At 72.3% G+C, this 16,573-nt stretch carries 16 protein-coding genes and 1 riboswitch; of the genes, 6 read left to right on the top strand and 10 right to left on the bottom strand.

The annotated features are described in order from the left end of the window. Positions 1-228: 228 nt before the first annotated feature. The gene (locus tag P3T41_RS02495; RefSeq protein ID WP_280687261.1) at positions 229-924 is read left to right on the top strand and encodes a hypothetical protein; all 696 of its coding nucleotides are present in this window, start codon (positions 229-231) and stop codon (positions 922-924) included. 160 nt (positions 925-1,084) lie between these two features. Continuing rightward, positions 1,085-1,159: riboswitch (cobalamin riboswitch) on the top strand. A gap of 51 nt (positions 1,160-1,210) precedes the next feature. Next, a complete protein-coding gene (gene cobN / locus P3T41_RS02490) occupies positions 1,211-4,828 on the top strand; it encodes a cobaltochelatase subunit CobN (RefSeq protein WP_280687260.1) in 3,618 nt (1,205 codons plus the stop codon). A 32-nt stretch (positions 4,829-4,860) separates the two neighbouring features. Here cobN and P3T41_RS02485 read toward each other — a convergent pair whose 3' ends face one another. From P3T41_RS02485 to P3T41_RS02475, 3 genes are all read right to left on the bottom strand, one after another. Then, positions 4,861-5,628 carry a zf-HC2 domain-containing protein gene (locus P3T41_RS02485; RefSeq protein ID WP_280687259.1) on the bottom strand — a complete coding sequence of 256 codons (768 nt, stop codon included), beginning with the start codon at positions 5,626-5,628 and terminating at the stop codon, positions 4,861-4,863. Continuing rightward, positions 5,625-6,203, bottom strand: coding sequence for a sigma-70 family RNA polymerase sigma factor (locus P3T41_RS02480; RefSeq protein WP_280687258.1), 579 nt, complete (start codon positions 6,201-6,203; stop codon positions 5,625-5,627). The genes P3T41_RS02485 and P3T41_RS02480 overlap by 4 nt, the downstream gene beginning before the upstream one ends. 63 nt (positions 6,204-6,266) lie before the next feature. Continuing rightward, positions 6,267-6,764 (bottom strand): MarR family transcriptional regulator, encoded by a 498-nt coding sequence (locus tag P3T41_RS02475; RefSeq protein WP_280687257.1) that lies wholly within the window; start codon positions 6,762-6,764, stop codon positions 6,267-6,269. A gap of 45 nt (positions 6,765-6,809) precedes the next feature. Here P3T41_RS02475 and P3T41_RS02470 point away from each other — a divergent pair, with 45 nt between their 5' ends. Continuing rightward, a complete protein-coding gene (locus tag P3T41_RS02470; protein WP_280687256.1) occupies positions 6,810-7,769 on the top strand; it encodes an EamA family transporter in 960 nt (319 codons plus the stop codon). Positions 7,770-7,835: 66 nt separating this feature from the next. Here the strand turns inward: P3T41_RS02470 and P3T41_RS02465 are convergent, their stop codons facing one another. The 5 genes from P3T41_RS02465 to P3T41_RS02445 form a co-directional block, all read right to left on the bottom strand. Beyond that, positions 7,836-8,558 carry a DUF4232 domain-containing protein gene (locus P3T41_RS02465; protein WP_280687255.1) on the bottom strand — a complete coding sequence of 241 codons (723 nt, stop codon included), beginning with the start codon at positions 8,556-8,558 and terminating at the stop codon, positions 7,836-7,838. 151 nt (positions 8,559-8,709) lie between these two features. After that, positions 8,710-9,327, bottom strand: coding sequence for a vitamin K epoxide reductase family protein (locus P3T41_RS02460; protein WP_280687254.1), 618 nt, complete (start codon positions 9,325-9,327; stop codon positions 8,710-8,712). Next, positions 9,324-10,148 (bottom strand): thioredoxin domain-containing protein, encoded by an 825-nt coding sequence (locus P3T41_RS02455; protein WP_280687253.1) that lies wholly within the window; start codon positions 10,146-10,148, stop codon positions 9,324-9,326. Before P3T41_RS02455 ends, P3T41_RS02460 begins: the two co-directional genes overlap by 4 nt. A gap of 126 nt (positions 10,149-10,274) precedes the next feature. Further along, the gene (locus P3T41_RS02450) at positions 10,275-10,922 is read right to left on the bottom strand and encodes a hypothetical protein (RefSeq protein WP_280687252.1); all 648 of its coding nucleotides are present in this window, start codon (positions 10,920-10,922) and stop codon (positions 10,275-10,277) included. A 202-nt stretch (positions 10,923-11,124) separates the two neighbouring features. Next, on the bottom strand, positions 11,125-12,033 hold the full coding sequence (locus tag P3T41_RS02445) for a LysR family transcriptional regulator (protein WP_280687251.1): 909 nt from the start codon (positions 12,031-12,033) through the stop codon (positions 11,125-11,127). Positions 12,034-12,128: 95 nt separating this feature from the next. On the opposite strand from P3T41_RS02445, the gene P3T41_RS02440 reads away from it, so the two are divergent. Continuing rightward, positions 12,129-13,013: a PhzF family phenazine biosynthesis isomerase gene (locus tag P3T41_RS02440; protein WP_280687250.1), complete on the top strand. Its 885-nt coding sequence runs from the start codon at positions 12,129-12,131 to the stop codon at positions 13,011-13,013. Positions 13,014-13,024: 11 nt separating this feature from the next. Here P3T41_RS02440 and P3T41_RS02435 read toward each other — a convergent pair whose 3' ends face one another. Next, positions 13,025-13,852, bottom strand: a complete 828-nt coding sequence (locus tag P3T41_RS02435) for a MerR family transcriptional regulator (protein ID WP_280687249.1) — start codon at positions 13,850-13,852, stop codon at positions 13,025-13,027. A gap of 137 nt (positions 13,853-13,989) precedes the next feature. On the opposite strand from P3T41_RS02435, the gene P3T41_RS02430 reads away from it, so the two are divergent. Next, the gene (locus P3T41_RS02430) at positions 13,990-14,403 is read left to right on the top strand and encodes a VOC family protein (protein ID WP_280687248.1); all 414 of its coding nucleotides are present in this window, start codon (positions 13,990-13,992) and stop codon (positions 14,401-14,403) included. Between the two features lie 60 nt (positions 14,404-14,463). Continuing rightward, complete coding sequence (locus tag P3T41_RS02425) at positions 14,464-15,579, top strand: DNA alkylation repair protein (protein ID WP_280687247.1); 1,116 nt, start codon at positions 14,464-14,466, stop codon at positions 15,577-15,579. Positions 15,580-15,631: 52 nt separating this feature from the next. Here P3T41_RS02425 and P3T41_RS02420 read toward each other — a convergent pair whose 3' ends face one another. Further along, a complete protein-coding gene (locus P3T41_RS02420; protein WP_280687246.1) occupies positions 15,632-16,450 on the bottom strand; it encodes a MerR family transcriptional regulator in 819 nt (272 codons plus the stop codon). Between the last annotated feature and the right edge of the window lie 123 nt (positions 16,451-16,573).

The following is a 16,573-nucleotide window of genomic DNA, read 5'->3' as shown; positions in this document are numbered from 1 at the left end:
CGAGGGAAGAGGGAAGGGTGATCACTCCCGGCCGACCCGCTCTCGGGTCGGCCGGGAGTGGTGTCTGTGCGGGGGTTCCGTGACGGATTGGCGCGTGCGGCCACCGGGACAGTGGCCTGCGTCACGTACCGGGCCGCCAAGTGGAGTTCGAAGGTCCTGGTGCGCTATCAACTATGCCTACACGGCCGTGCGCTGACGGCCAGCGGCAACCAAACGGGGAATAACTTCATGAGCACCAGCATCACCAGCAAGGCCGTCCGGAACATGATCGGACTGGCCACCGTCGGGATGTTCGCGCTGACCGCCTGCGGTCCGGACGACACCACGACGACCACGACGACGGCCACCACGCCGCCCGCCACCACTGCGGCCACGACCGGTGGTTCCCAGAGCACCGCGCCCAAGCCGAGCTCGCCGGCGACCGGCGGTGCGGCCAAGTCCAGCGCGCCGACCTCCACCGGCGGCGGGGCGATGGCGACGGCCGGGCAGACCTTCAAGATCGGCGAGACCGCCCAGCTCCCGTTCTCCTCCGGGGACACCAAGGGCACCATCGCGCTGACGGTCACCGCGATCGAGGCGGGCACCCCCGCCGACCTGGTCCCGCTCAAGCTCGGCGACCAGGCGTCCGGCAAGATCCCGTACTACATCCGCTACACGGTCAAGAACGTCGGAACCACCGACCTCTCCTTCACCACGGTGGACCACATGACGGGCCTGCTGCCGGACGGCACCCAGGGCCAGGACGTGATGCTGATCGGCACGTTCGACAAGTGCAAGAACGACTCGCTGCCCAGCGGCTTCACCAACGGCCAGACCGCCCAGGGTTGCGCCCTGGTGCTCTCGCCGTCGTCCTCGACGAAGATCACCGGCGCCCAGTACTGGGGCGACCCCTTCACCCTGGACAAGGGCCTCGTCTGGAAGTGATCCAGAGCTGAGGGGTTCACCGCCGAGGGGCGGTGCGGGACGGCGCGTGAGCGCACCCCGCACCGCCCCTTCGGCGTCCGCCCCGCCGCGCTGGGCCTGCCCGTTAGGATGTCCGCCGGGTGGGCCGCCTGGCCCGCTCACGCCCGAGACGGCGTCAGGGGAGGAAACCGGTGCGACACCGGTGCGGTCCCGCCACTGTGACCATGGCTCAACGGCCATCGGGAGCCAGGAACTCCTGCCGTCTCCCCCACCGCCCGGGGCGCGGACCCCGAGGAAGGCCAGCCGCGTGATCCTGCTGCTCTCCACCTCCGACACCGACCTGCTCTCGGCCCGCGCCAGCGCCGGGCCGGTCCCCTACCGCCTGGGCAACCCGGCCCGGCTGCGGGCTGAGGACCTTCCGGAACTGCTGGACGGCACCGACCTGGTGGTGGTCCGGCTGCTCGGCGGCCGGCGCGCCTGGGAGGAGGGCCTGGACGCGCTGCTCGCCGGGCCGCGCCCGGTGATCGTGCTCAGCGGCGAGCAGGCGCCGGACGCGCAGCTGATGGAACTGTCCACCGTCCCGGCCGGCCTGGCGGCCGAGGCGCACGCCTACCTCGCGCACGGCGGCGCCGCCAACCTGGCCGAGCTGGCCGCCTTCCTCTCCGACACCGTGTTGCTCACCGGGCAGGGCTTCGCACCGCCCGCCTCCGCCCCCGACTGGGCTCCACTGGAGCGCGAGGCGCGGCGCGGTGAAGGCCCGCTGGTGGCCGTCCTCTACTACCGCGCGCACCACATGAGCGGCAACACCGCCTTCGTCGACTCGCTCTGCGCGGCGATCGAGGACGCCGGCGGGCGGGCCAAGCCGCTGTACTGCTCCTCGCTGCGCGGCGCGCCCGCCGAGCTGCTGGCCGAACTCGGCGAGGCCGACGCCATCGTGACCACCGTGCTGGCGGCCGGCGGCACCCGGCCCGCTGACGCGCAGGCGGGCGGCGACGAGGAGGCCTGGGACGCGGGCGCGCTGGCCGCGCTGGACCGCCCGATCCTCCAAGCGCTCTGCCTGACCTGGTCGCGGGAAGCCTGGGAGTCCAGCGACGACGGCCTCTCGCCGCTGGACACCGCCACCCAGGTCGCGGTGCCGGAGTTCGACGGGCGGCTGATCACCGTGCCGTTCTCCTTCAAGGAGCTGGACGAGGACGGCCTGACCGTCTACCTCGCCGACCCCGAGCGCTGTGCCCGGGTGGCCGGGATCGCGGTCCGGCACGCGCGGCTGCGCCACATCCCCGCCGCCGAGCGGCGGTTGGCCCTGGTGCTCTCCGCCTACCCGACCAAGCACGCCCGGGTCGGCAACGCGGTCGGCCTGGACACCCCGGCCAGCGGGGCCCGGCTGCTGCGCCGCCTGCGCGACGAGGGCTGGGAGTTGGGGGACGGGTTCCCCGGCATGGAGCCCGAAGAAGGCCAGCATGAGGGCGACGCGCTGATCAAGGCGCTGATCGACGCCGGCGGTTACGACCAGGACTGGCTCACCGAGGACCAGTTGGCCCGCAACCCGGTCCGGATCCCGGCCGCCGACTACCGCCGCTGGTACGCCGCCCTGCCCGCCGCGCTGCGCGAGCGGGTCGAGGAGCACTGGGGTCCGGCCCCCGGCGAGCTGTACGTGGACCGCAGCCGGAACCCGGACGGCGACATCGTGCTGGCGGGTCTGCGAGCCGGCAACCTGCTGGTGCTGGTGCAGCCGCCGCGCGGCTTCGGCGCCAACCCGGTGGCCATCTACCACGACCCCGACCTGCCGCCGAGCCACCACTACCTGGCCGCCTACCGCTGGATCGCCGCCGCGCAGGCAGACGGCGGGTTCGGCGCGGACGCGGTGGTGCACCTGGGCAAGCACGGCAACCTGGAGTGGCTGCCCGGCAAGACCGCCGCGCTCAGCGCCGAGTGCGGCCCGGACGCGGCGCTCGGCGATCTGCCGCTGATCTACCCGTTCCTGGTGAACGACCCGGGCGAGGGCACCCAGGCCAAGCGTCGCGCGCACGCCACCCTGGTCGACCACCTGGTGCCGCCGATGGCCCGCGCCGAGTCCTACGGTGACATCGCCCGCCTGGAGCAACTGCTGGACGAGCACGCCAACATCGCCGCGATGGACCCGGCCAAGCTGCCCGCGATCCGGGCGCAGATCTGGACCCTGATCCAGGCCGCCCGCCTCGACCACGACCTCGGTCTGGACGAGCGGCCCGAGGACGACGGGTTCGACGACTTCCTGCTCCATGTCGACGGCTGGCTCTGCGAAGTGAAGGACGCGCAGATCCGCGACGGCCTGCACGTGCTGGGCGAGGCCCCGGTCGGCGAGGCCCGGGTCAACCTGGTCCTGTCGATCCTGAGGGCTCGTCAGATCTGGGGCGGCGTCAGCGCGTTGCCGGGTCTGCGGGAGGCGCTCGGGCTGGACGAGGCGGCGCTGACGCTGGGTGCCACCGACGCCGCCGAGGCGAAGGCGCGCGAGCTGGTCGAGGCGATGGAGGCGGCCGGCTGGGCGCCGGAGGCCGTCGAGAAGGTCGCCGCCGGGCAGCCGGCCGCCGTCGCCGAGGTGCTGGACTTCGCCGCCCGCCAGGTGGTCCCGCGACTGGCCGCCACCACCGACGAGTTGGACGCGGTGATCCACGCGCTGAAGGGCGGCTTCGTGCCGGCCGGGCCGTCCGGCTCGCCGCTGCGCGGGCTGGTCAACGTGCTGCCGACCGGGCGCAACTTCTACTCGGTGGACCCGAAGGCGGTGCCCAGCCGGCTCGCCTGGGAGACCGGGCAGGCACTGGCCGAATCGCTGGTCGCCCGCTACCGGGCCGACAACGACGGCGCGGTGCCGCCCTCGGTGGGCCTCTCGCTCTGGGGCACCAGCGCGATGCGCACCGCCGGCGACGACATCGCCGAGGCCTTCGCGCTGCTCGGCATCCGCCCGGTCTGGGACGACGCCTCGCGCCGGGTCACCGGCCTGGAGCCGATCCCGCTGGCCGAACTCGGCCGCCCGCGCGTGGACGTGACGCTGCGCATCTCCGGCTTCTTCCGCGACGCCTTCCCGCACGTGGTCGCCCTGCTGGACGACGCGGTGCGGCTCGCGGCGGCCCAGCCGGAGGCCGACGAGGAGAACTTCGTCCGGGCCCACGTGCAGGCCGACCTGGCCGAGCACGGGGACGAACGCCGGGCCACCGTCCGGGTGTTCGGCTCCCGCCCGGGCACCTACGGGGCCGGCCTGCTGCAGCTGATCGACAGCCGGGACTGGCGCACCGACGCCGACCTCGCGGAGGTCTACACGGTCTGGGGCGGCTACGCCTACGGCCGGGGACTGGACGGACGCCCGGCCCGCGAGGAGATGGAGACCGCGTACAAGCGGATCACCGTCGCGGCCAAGAACACCGACACCCGCGAGCACGACATCGCCGACTCGGACGACTACTTCCAGTACCACGGCGGCATGGTGGCCACCGTCCGCGCGCTGACCGGCTCGGCGCCGGCCGCCTACATCGGTGACTCGACCCGCCCGGAGACGGTGAAGACCCGCACCCTGACCGAGGAGGCGGCCCGGGTCTTCCGGGCCCGGGTGGTCAACCCGCGCTGGCTGGAGGCGATGCGCCGGCACGGCTACAAGGGCGCCTTCGAGATGGCCGCCACGGTGGACTACCTGTTCGGCTACGACGCCACCACGGGCGTGGTCGCGGACTGGATGTACGAGCGGCTGACCCAGGAGTACGTGCTGGACCCGGTCAACCGCGAGTTCCTCACCGCCGCCAACCCGTGGGCGCTGCACGGGATCAGCGAGCGGCTGCTGGAGGCGGCCGAGCGCGGGCTGTGGGCCGCGCCGGACCCGGCACTGCTGGCCGAGCTGCAGGCCGCCTTCCTGGAGGCGGAGGGCGACCTGGAGGAAGGCGCCGACCAGGGCTGACCCGGTTTGGCCTGAGGAGAGTTGACGTCGCGTCAGCTGGCCGGGATCGAGAGCAGCAGCTGGTCACCGGCCAGGTCGCGGATCTCGAAGTGGCCGATCTGGGCGGGCTGGAAGCCGGTGCCGCCCGTGGTGGTCAGCTGCGAGGCAGCGGCCCACCCGGGCCCGTAGCCGCCTGCCGGGAGGGTCCAGCTGGTGACCGTCTGGCGGGCGCCCTGGGTCGAGACGGCCACCAGGTCGCAGGTGCGCGGTCCGGCGAGACCGGTGAGCCGCAGCGTGATCACGCTGCCCCAGCTCGCCGGGGTGACCCCGACCGTCGCGCTGGTCCCGGTGGCCGCGGTCGCGCTGTGGCTGGCCGCGGCGGCGACCGGCACGCCGGCCACCGGGGCGCTCTGCAGCACCGCGGCCGTGGCGGCCGGACCGCCGACCACCAGCACCGCCGCGACCGCGACCAGCCAGCGGCGGCGCACCCGGGTCCGCCGGCGGCTGGCCGCGGCCTCGGCGAGCAGCCCGTCGAGCAGCCGCGGGCCCGGGCCGGCCAAGCTCGCGCCGGCTAGCTCCCCCGAGCCGCGCCGGTCGGCGCCCGGGCCCGCGAGCACAGCACTGTCGGCCTTGAACTCGGCCAGCAGCGGCTCCAGTTCGCCGAGCGCGGCGACCTCGGCCTGGCACTGCGGGCAGCTCGCCAGGTGCTCCTCGAAGCGCACCCGGTCCGCCGTGTCGAGCACGCCGAGGACATAGGCGCCGGCGTCCAGATGCCGGTCCCGCCCTGCCTGCGGGTCCCAGGGACCCTCGGGCGCTGTCACGACGTCACTCCCCGTTCTTCCAAAGCGATCTTCAGCGAGCGCAGCGCGTAGAAGACCCGCGACTTCACCGTACCGTCCGGAATGCCCAGTTCGGCCGCCACCTCGGCGACCGTGCGGCCCTTCAGGTAGGTCTCCACGATCACTTCCCGGTGGGCCTCGGTGAGTGCGCCGAGCGCGTCGGTGATCGCCATCATCCGTAGCGCCCGGTCCAGTTCGTCCTCGGCCGGGAGCAGCTCCAGCGGCGCCGCGTCGGTCTCCGGCGGCCGGGCGACGGCCCGGCGGTGTCCGTCGATGACGATCCGCCTGGCCACCGTGACGAGCCAGGGGCGCACCGATCCGGCACCCACGTCCAGCCGGTCGGCATGCTGCCAGGCGCGCACCAGGGTCTCCTGGACCACGTCCTCGGCGCGCTGGCGGTCACCACCGACCAGGTGCAGCACGAAACCGAAGAGGGGGCCCGCGTGGTCGCGGTAGAGCGCTCGGATCAGCTCCTCGCCCGTGCCCGCCGAGCCGCCACCGCGGAGTTCATCGGTCACAGTGCCATCCTGGCGCACCCCTACCTCCAGGTCGAGCATCGCGTGTCGACCAGGGGTACGCGGCAGCGCGCCCAACAGTTCAACGCATCACCGACCGGCCTCTTATGCGTCCCCCAGCGCGAGCAGCAGCGCGCGCAGGGTGTCCGCGAGCGCGCCGCGCTCGGGCCCACCGAGGGCGGCGAGCAGGCGCCGCTCGGTGGCCAGGTGGTCCGGCAGCACCCGATCGACCAGCTCCCGCCCCGCCTCGGTCAGCTCGACGTGCACCACCCGGCCGTCGGTCGCGCTCGGCCGGCGGGAGACCAGGCCGCGCTCCTCCAGCTTCTCCAGGCGCTGGCTGACCGCGCCGGAGGTGACCATCGCCGCCCGCATCAGCTCGGCCGGGGTGAGCCGGTGCGGCGGGTCGCTGCGCCGCAGGGTGGCGAGCACGTCGAAGGCGGCCGGGTCCAGGCCGTGGGCCGCGAAGGTGCGCTTCAGCTCGGCGTCGACCAGGCGGCCGAGCCGCTTGAGCCGCCCCATCACCGCCATCGGGGAGACATCGAGGTCGGGGCGCTGCCGGGCCCACTCGGCGAGCACCAGGTCCACGTGATCCGTATCCGTCATAGCAGGAGACTAGCCAATCTCTTAGCGCTGAGATACTTTATCTTAGTGCTAAGAGACCGTGCAGGGATCGTCCTGCTGACCGCGCTCGCCCCCGCTGTCTGGGGCACCACCTACTACGTGACCACCCAGTTCCTGCCACCCGACCGCCCGTTGCTCGCCGCCACCGTCCGCGCCCTGCCGGCCGGACTGCTGCTGGTCGCGGTCACCCGGCGACTGCCGCACGGCGCCTGGTGGTGGCGCGCGTCAGTGCTCGGCGCGCTCAACATAGGCGCCTTCTTCGCGCTGCTCTTCGTCGCCGCCTACCGGCTGCCCGGCGGGGTGGCCGCGACCATCGGCGCGCTGCAGCCGCTGCTGGTCGCCGCCCTGTCGGCCGGGTTGCTGGGCGAGCGGCTCAAGCCCCGAACGCTGCTCACCGGACTGGCCGGAGTGGTCGGCGTGAGCCTGCTGGTACTGCGGGCGGACGCCCGGCTGGACTGGCTGGGCGTCCTGGCGGCGGTCGGCAGCGCGGTGGTGATGGCGACCGGCGTGGTGCTCAGCAAGCGCTGGCCCTCCCCCGCGCCGCTGCTGGCCACCACCGGCTGGCAACTGGTCGCCGGCGGACTGCTGCTGCTCCCGCTCTCGCTGCTGGTCGAGGGCCCGCCGCCGCACGCGCTCTCCGGCCGCAACCTGCTCGGCTACGGCTACCTGACGCTGATCGGCGCCGCCGTCGCCTACGCACTCTGGTTCCGCGGCCTGCGCGCCCTGGCACCGACCCAGGTGACCTTCCTCGGCCTGCTCTCCCCGCTGGTCGCGACCGTGGTCGGCTGGCTCGCCCTCGGCCAGCACCTCTCGCTCACCCAACTGCTGGGCGCCCTGGTCATCCTGAGCGCCCTGGTGGTCGCCCAACTGCGCCCCGGACTGCGCCCCGGACAGAAGACGCGAACGGCCGAGCCCGCGGCCGCCGGGCCACCGGAAGCCGAGCAGCCGGTCCCCCGCAGCCCGAACCCGACGGCGGCGGCCGGCTGAACTCCGGCCACCGGCAAGCAGGGTCGGCCCGCACCGGGTGGCGCGGGCCGACCCTGGCTGTTCAGTTCAGGAGGTGAGCGGGCCGATGGTCAGCGAATGGATGCTCGGGCCCGCGCAGTGCTGGGTCTGCCAGGGCAGGAAGAGCGCGGCCTTCTCGCCGGGCGGGTAGATCCGCAGGCCCTGGGCGGGGCTGAGCTGGCACTGGGTCGGGTCGTAGCCGCCGATGCCGTTGGCGTCGTGCAGGGTGGCCTTGGCGGTGCCGTGCGGGGCGAGGGTCACGGTGGCGTACGACTCGCCGGTGCGGGTGGCGGGGTTGCCGGACTGCTGGCCCCCGGTGGCCACGTAGGAGACGCCCGGGTAGCCGGTGAGGGTGCAGCTGCGGCTGGAGGTGTTGGTGAAGACCAGGGTGGCGTAGTACTGGCCGGCACCGACGCCCGGGTCGCTCTGCGCGACGCTCAACTCCGCCGAGGTGCAGGCGCCGGGCCCGGCGGGCGTGTCGGGGGCCGAGACGGGCGCGGGCGCCGCGGTCGGCACCGAGCCGCCCGAGCCGCCCGAGCCGGGCGTTCCGGATGCCGCGCCGGTCGGTGCCGAGGTCCCGGGGGCGGGCGCCACCGGGGCGGTCCCCGCCGCCGAGCCCGCCGGGGTGGGAGCACTGCTCGCCGCGCCGGCCGGCGGCGGTGTGGGCGCGGCCTTCGTCGCCGACGAGGAGCACCCGGCCAGGGTGAGCGTCACCGCCGCGGCGACCAGGGTGGCGGCGGCTATCGGGGTCCGGGTGAGCCTGCGGTACATGGTGCTACTCCTTCGCCGGGCAGACAGGCTGTCATGGCTCAGTCTTGCCCCTTCCAGCCTCGGCCACCCTCCTTGGTACAAGGCTGTGGCAGAACCCGGGCAGCGCCGTGACGGCGCCGCCCGGGCCGTTGGTCACTCGCCAACTCACCTGTCAGAGAAGGGTTTTCCAGTAGTACCAGAACCGTCCCAGCACCATCAGTGCGATCACGGCGTACCAGAGCACCGGAACCACCCAGTGGTACCGGTTCAACTCCCGCACCACCGGCCGCAGCCGCTCCCCCACCGGGATCACCCCGGTGCGCAGGTTGGCCAGCGTGGTGTACCAGAAGAGCGCGATGGTCACCGCCCAGACCGCCATGCAGTACGGGCAGAGCGCGCCGATCGAGTAGAGCGACTGGCTGATCAGCCAGTGGATCAGGACCAGCGCGAACACCGTCCCGAGCTGCAGGCCCAGCCAGTACCACCGGCGGAACCGGGCACCGGCCAGCACACCGGTGGCGATGGCCAGCACCACCGCGAACCCGACCAGGCCCAGCAGCGAGTTCGGGAACCCGAAGGCGGAGGCCTGGTGGCTGGTCATCACCGAGCCGCAGGCGATGATCGGGTTGATGTTGCAGTTGAGCACCGCGTGCGGGTTCTGCAACAGGTGGATCTTGTCGATGGTCAGCACGGCCGAGGCGGCCAGGCCGACCGCACCGGCGATCAGCAGCAGCCAGGCGAACGCGCGGCCCGGGTCGGGCCGCGCCTCGATCTCCTCGGCGGTGGTCACTTGGTGCCGGCGCTCTGCTGGATCAGCGCGGTGTACTGGTCGGCGGTGACCGGGGTGCCCTGGCTGTCGAAGATGGCCAGCTGCTTGCCGTCCAGCTTCATGGTCGGGGTGCCGGTCACGCCGCTGCTGTTGAAGGCGGTGGCCACCTGCTGCGCCCACGGCAGGTAGGTGCCGGCCTTCACCGCGTTGACGAAGGCGTCGGTCTTCAGGCCCGGCACCTGGCCGGCCACGTTCAGGATGGTGTTGACGTCGCCGTAGCCGTCGGTCTGCTCGCTCGGCTGGTTCGCGTAGAGCGCGTCGTGGAACTTCTTGAAGTCGTCCACGCTCTGGTTCAGCGCCGCACCCGCGGCCGCCAGCGCCTGGATCGAGCCCTTGCCGCCCAGGTTGTCGTCCAGGAACGCGGCCATGTGGTACTGGATCTTGTACGTTCCGTTGTCAGCCAGCTGCTGCACGGTCTGGCCGTCGGAGGTCTCGAACTTCTTGCAGATCGGGCAGCGGAAGTCCTCGTAGACGTCCAGCGTGTGCGCGGCGTCGGCCTTGCCGTAGGTGACCACGGTGCCGTTCGGGCCGCCCGCGTTGGCCGGGACCACCACCGGGGCGCTCGCGGCGGCACTGCCGCCGCTGTGGCCGCCACCGCTGTTCACCGCGATCGCCACGCCGCCGCAGAGGGCCAGCACCACGACGGCGGAGGCGCCGATGACGATCCGGCGGCGCACCGTCGCGGCCCGCTGCTCGCGCTGCCGGGCCTCGTGCAGCTTCGCCCGGCGGTCGGCGCTCTTCTGCTCGTAGGACTGCTGGGACTTGTTCGACTTGTTGCTCATGGGAGTGTCCTGACCGCGTCGCACGGCACGCGGACACGCGGGCCGGCCGGACGCTGGAAGCTGGGAGTGGGCGTCAGCGGCGCACGCCACCGGCCCGGCTCCCCGCCTCACAACGGCGGGAGGGGCTCAGCAGGCGAGCGCGAAGGACGCCGGCGGACCGCGGCGGCGCGACGGCGCGAGCGGCAGGTCCTCCGTGGGCGCGTGCTCGGGCCGGGGCTCGGGCAGCGGTGCCCCGGGCGCGGGACGGGCCGGCACCGGCGCGAGCAGCAGCAGCGCCCGCAGCGCCCCGGGCGCCAGCCGGGCCAGCGCGCCGACCAGCTCGGGCAACGTCACCAGGGCCGCGTCGGCCAGCCGCAGGCAGAACGCCGCGAGCACGGTGACGGCCACCTGCACGGCCAGCAGGACGATTTCCAGCAGCGCCGGGGCGAGCGAGAGCCCGCCGTCCGCGCCGCCCACCTGGCCACCGCCACAGACCATCAGGTCCAGGCCGCGCCCGCTCTGGTGGACCGGCCGGGCACAGGTCTGCTGCCCCAGGTTGAAGGTGGTGTTGAGCAGCAGCTCCACCGGCAGCAGCAGCGCGACGATCTGGACGAACCCGCGATCGGCGCCGGCCAGCACCGCGGCCGTCAGGAAGACGACCACACCGGCGGCCGCGACCACGGTCAGCGGCAACGGCTGCCCGGTGACCACCACATGACCGGCCGCGGACAGCGGAACGGCCAGCGCGGCGAAGAGCGTCGCGCGCAGCGTCCGGGTCAGGCGGCAGGTGGTCACGGTTTCGGAGTATGCCATGCGGCAGCGAGCGAGCACGAGGGTGCGGAACGTGAGGAATCCCTTAGGTCCTGTCCAGCCGATCTCGCCGGGCGCGCGACGCCGGGCATCCTGCCCGGACGCACGCCCGAATCGCCCGAGTACGTCCAGTACGAGGACGACTCGGGCGCGCGGCTGGGCAGGATGCCCGCTGGCGCAACTGCGCTCAGCGCGGAAGGTGGTGCGGCAGCTCCGCGGTGAGCGCGGCCGCTGCGGGAGAGAGCCAGCGCCGGCGGTGGCGGGCCAGTTGGACGGTGACGTCGGGGAACTGCGGGCCGGGCACCTGTGTCAGGCGGCCCGCCGCGAGCGCGTCCGCGACATTGGCGCGGGCCAGCAGGCTGAGGCCGAGGCCTGCGGCCACGCAGGACCTGGCGGCCTCCAGACTGCCGAAGCGGGTGATCCGGGGCGGCGCGTCCTTGGCGGCGGCGCGCAGCCGCTCGATGAAGCGGTCGCTGTACGAGCAGCCCTGCTCATGCAGGAAGTAGTCCTCGCGGGCCAGCTCCGCCCAGTCGGTGGACGAGTTGGTGGCTCTGCGGGCGGCAGGGTGCTCCGGGGAGCAGACGAGCACCAGCGGCTCGCGGGCCAGCGGCGTGCACTCGATGTCGCGGAATTCCGCCTCGTCCTCCAGCAGCAGGGCCAGGTCCAGTTCGCCGGAACGGAGCGCGGCGACGGCGGTTGCGGTACCCATCGTGCGCAGGTCCACCTCGACCCCGGGGTGACTGCGCCTCAGCGCTGCGACGACTCCCGGCAGTCGCGCGGACACCAGCGTCTCGCCGGCCGAGAGCATCACGCGTCCGGTCGCCCGACCGTCCGCGCAACCGGTCGAGGCGGCGACTGCCCGCAGCCGGGACTCGGCCTCGAGCACTGCCTCCGCGTGCGCCAGCACCTCGCGTCCGGCGCCGGTGAGCACCACTCCGCGCGGCAACCGGTCGAACAGGCGCAGATCGAGTTCCTTCTCCAGCGCCTGCACCTGGGCGGTCACGGTGGACTGGACGAGGTGCAGGCGTTCTGCGGCGGCGGTGAGGTTCTCGGTGCGGGCGACGGTGGCGAAGGTGCGCAGCAGTCGGGTGTCCATGCCGTCGACGGTAATGCTTGTCCATCGTTGATGCCGATGGGAAGGATCGAGATCCATCGTTTGTCCGGATGCCTGTGCGGTGCCACGGTAGGGGCATGAGCCTGAAGACACGCCCCGAGATCCTGCGTTACACCGCCTTCAGCACCGACCCCGCCGGCGGCAACCCGGCCGGTGTCGTGCTCGACGCGAGCGCACTGGACGATGCCGCGATGCTCGCGACCGCCGCTGATGTCGGCTACTCGGAGACTGCGTTCGTCACCGCCTCGGACCGGGCGGCACGCCGGTTCCGGCTGCGCTACTTCAGCCCGCTCGCGGAGGTCGCCTTCTGCGGTCACGCGACCGTTGCCACCGCAGTGGCCCTGGCCGAGCGGATCGGCGCCGGCCCGCTCGTCTTCGACACGCCGGTGGGTGAGATCGCCCTGGACACCTCGGTAGCGCCCGGAGGCTCCGTGACGGCGACGCTCACCAGCGTCCCCACCCGCTCCCGGCCAGCGAGCGAAGCGGAGGTGCACGCCTCACTCGCGGCCCTGCACTGGTCCCCGGAGGACCTTGACCCCGCACTGCCGCCGCACGTCGCCTTCGGCGGAAACGAGCACCTGGTCCTGGCCGTGGCCACCCGCGAGCGTCTCGCGGCCCTCGACTACGACTTCGATGCTCTGGCCGAGGTGATGCACCGTCACGGCTGGACCACGCTCCAGTTGGTCTGGCGTGAGGCCCCGGAGCTCTTCCATGCCCGCGACCCCTTCCCGATCGGCGGTGTCGTCGAGGATCCGGCCACCGGTGCCGCAGCCGCCGCCTTCGGCGGCTATCTGCTCGCCCTCGGCGCCCTCCCACCCTCCGGTGCCCTCACCATCCGCCAGGGGGAGGATCTCGGCCGGCCCAGCCTGCTCCGGGTCGAGGCCTCCCCCGCGGACCCGCGCGTGCGAGTGAGCGGGCAGGCGGTGGCGATCGTGGGCGCAAGTGGACCGACCACGGTGTGATCGTCCGCGTGCTAAGGCCTGGGCCGGGTTCGGAAGATCGGCCATCCGATTTCGGTCTGCCACAACGACTCATCCGGGGTATCGGAGGGGCCGACGAGGTAGTACTCGCGAATCGGTCCGTCGACCGCCAGGGCGTGTCGGGTCACGTAGTCGGCGAGGGCACCATACGTTCGGTCGACTTCGGTGCTGGAACCGAGATGGACGATCGTGGCGAGCTCTGCCGGCGGGATCACGGTGGTGCTGACGCGTCCGACCTGCTGTGGCAGGGGGTCGGACGGAAGGAAGATCGTGACCCGCCCCCGGCCCTCGGTGAACAACTCCGTGTCGTAGACGCCCCCCAGGGGGCCGGCCGGGTTGATGCTCTGGGCGGACAGGGTGGCAGCCACTTCGCCCATGGCTCCCCGGTACCAGGCCACGACGTCGGCCTGGTCAACGGTGTCGGTGATGGCAGCGGCGGGCGCGGCGGCGACATGGCGGTGATCGATCGCGACGGTGCTGTCCTGGGGGCGGTCCAGCAGACCCCGCAGGGATGCGACCGTCTCCTGGGTTCGGGCCAGGCTGGACTCGAGACGCGTCAGGTGGTTGGCGATCACCCGGTTGCGGGTCTCGACGTCAGGAGCCTGAAGCACGATCTGGATGTCATCGAGCGGCATCTCCAGATCGCGGAAACGGCGGATGATCTGTGCCTTGACGATCTGCTCTGCGGCATAGCGCCGGTACCCGCTGTCCACGTCCACCTCGACCGGCTCCAACAGGCCGACCTCGTGATAGTGGCGAAGCATCTTCACGCTCAAGTGCGTGGCCCGGGAGAAGTCGCCGATGGGCATCGTCGAGTCCACCAGCCCAGCCTGACTCTCCCCCCGTAGGAGAGTCAAACAGAAACTCCGCTCTTGACCCTCCCCCAGCGGGAGCACGAACGCTGGCATCAGATCGTGACGCACAGAAAACAGCAAGAGAACAAAGAGGATTGAGAGCCATGAAGCTCCTCGGGTTGGATCACATCGGAATCGTCGTGCGCGATATGGACGGAACCATCGCGCGGGCGGGCGAGACCGTTGACGGCAGCGCTCTCGGCGAGCGCATTCTCACCGACGACCTCGACCTGCAGTTCCTGCTCTTCGGTGAAACGCGCCTGGAACTGATCGAGCTCCGCGCCGCCGGTTTCGGCATGCCGATGCTCGAGGACGGCGAGACTGCGGTCATCGGCCATCTCGGATATGAAGTCGACGACCTCGAAGACACCAAGGCCGAACTCGCACACCGAGGGGTCGCGTTCCAAGGCGAGTTCAAGACCGACGAGGTCCACTCCATCTTCACGGTGCCGGAGACGACGTTCGGGCTGACCCTGCAGTTCACGCAGTACCTCGGCCGCTCTGACTCCCTCCCGTAGGGGGACACACCCTACGGTGAGCGTGCCCGCACTGCCAGCGACGAAGGAGATGAGGACGGCATGCCGTTCGCCGATCAGTTGATCAGCGTGGACTGTGTCGAAGCGCTGGCCGAGGTCTTGAGCAGCGTCGCGCCGCGGCGTCCGTGGAGGGCCACCCGAGCGGTCGCCGCGAGCCTGCCGGGCATGGCGCTGTCCGAGCGCGCCCGGGCGGTGCGTGACGCGCTGATCAACGACCTGCCGAGCAAGTGGTCGGCCAGTGAGAAGATCATCTCCCGGGCGCTGGACGATCCGGCCTTCACCGGCTGGATGATCTGGCCGGTGACGGAGGCCGTGGCCAGCCTCGCGACCGGTGACGGCTCGGCGGTCGCCTTCGACGCGGGCCTGGTGCTGCTGGCACGGTTGACGCCCCGCCTGACCGGCGAGTTCGCTTTGCGCACCTTCCTCGATACCGACCTGGATCGCACCCTCGTGATGGCACAGATCTGGACGCAGGACGATGACGCGCATGTGCGCCGACTGGCCAGTGAGGGCACTCGACCCCGCCTGCCCTGGGCCAAACGGGTACCCGCGCTCCTGGCTCGACCCGCCGCCACCGAGGCGATCCTGGACGCGCTGCACGCCGACCCGTCGGACTACGTCCGGCGTTCCGTGGCCAACCACCTCAACGACCTCAGCCGCTCCGCCCCCGCCCTGGCCGTCACCACCGCCCGCCGCTGGACCGAGACCGCGACACCGGGCACGGCCGGCACGGTGGCCGGTGTGGTGCGCCACGGGCTGCGCACCCTGATCAAGCAGGCGGATCCGGGTGCCCTCGCACTGCTGGGCTACGGCACGGCGGACGACCTGAGCGTGGACGGACCCCACCTGCACAGCGACTCGGTCACGGTCGGCGAGACCCTGACCTTCGACGTGACGATCACGAACACCGGGGCCGAGCCGGTCAAGACCGCCGTTGACTACGTGGTGCACTACCGCAAGGCCAACGGCGCGCTGGCGCCCAGGGTGTACAAGCTCAGCACGCGCGTCCTCGCTCCCGGACAGAAGCTGGCTCTGACCCGCGGCCAGAAGTTCGTGCCGTTGACCACGCGCCGGTTCCATCCGGGCGGCCAGGCCCTGGAGTTGCAGGTCAACGGCGCCCGCTACGGCTACGTCCCCTTCCTCCTGCGCGAGACATGACCCGTACCTGCGGAACGGCGTTGTTCGGCGCGGCCCGGTCGCTAGTGCCGCACTAGCCGTCCGCGCGGAAGATGGGCCAGCAGACCTCGGTGACCCACTGGTCGTCCTCGGCCACATCGAGGGGGCTGCGCAGGTAGAACTCGCGCAGCGGGCCGTCGACGCCGATCTCGTGCCGTGCGGCGTAGCTGCCCAGGTCACCGTAGGTGAGGTCGATGGTCTGCAGGGACCCGCGGTGGACCGCGACCGCGAGTTCCGCGCCGGGCACCACCAGCGTGTCGATCCGGCCGACCGGGCGAACCTCGCCGTTGACCGGGACGAACACGAGTGCCTCACCGCGTTCGTCCTGGAGAAGTTCATTCGCGAACAGGCCGCCGATCGGGCCGGTCGTGCGCAGTCCGCGGGCTGTGGTGAAGCCGTGCAGCTCGCCAAGAGCGCCCTGCCACCAGCCCGCCAGGTCCTGCTGGTCGACGACAGCGCGGATCCCGATCGCCGCCTGCTCACGGACTGTGCGGTACTCGATGGCCGACCTGCGCGCGGGCCGGACCAACAGGTCGCGCAGCGATTCGACGGCGCTCTGCGCCTGCGCGAGCCGGTCCTCCAGGCGGGCGAGATGCGCGGCGATCAGCTCGTTGCGGGTGCTCACGTCCTCGGCGGCCAGCACCGCCTTCACGTCCGCCACCGGCATGTCCAGGTTCCGCAGGCGCACGATCACCTGAGCGGTGGGCACCTGGTCCAGGGAGTAGTACCGGTAGCCGGTGCCCTGGTCGACCTCAGCCGGCGCGAGCAGCCCCACGTCGTGGTAGTGCCGCAACGTCTTGATGCTCAGATGGGTCACGCGGGAGAACTCGCCGACCGTCAGGCCTGTGTGCATGGCACCAGTGTCAACCCTCCCCCTGCCGGAGGGTCCAGGGCAGGACCGGCGGTTGACTCTCCCACCCGGGCAGGGCCCACCGTTTGAACAGGCACCGCACAGTGCCGGGACCAACGAAGGAGC

This window comes from Kitasatospora sp. GAS204B, assembly GCF_029892155.1.
GTDB lineage: Bacteria > Actinomycetota > Actinomycetes > Streptomycetales > Streptomycetaceae > Kitasatospora.
The sequence above is the reverse complement of the archived record's forward strand: the minus strand, read 5'-3'. Positions and strand labels throughout refer to the sequence as shown.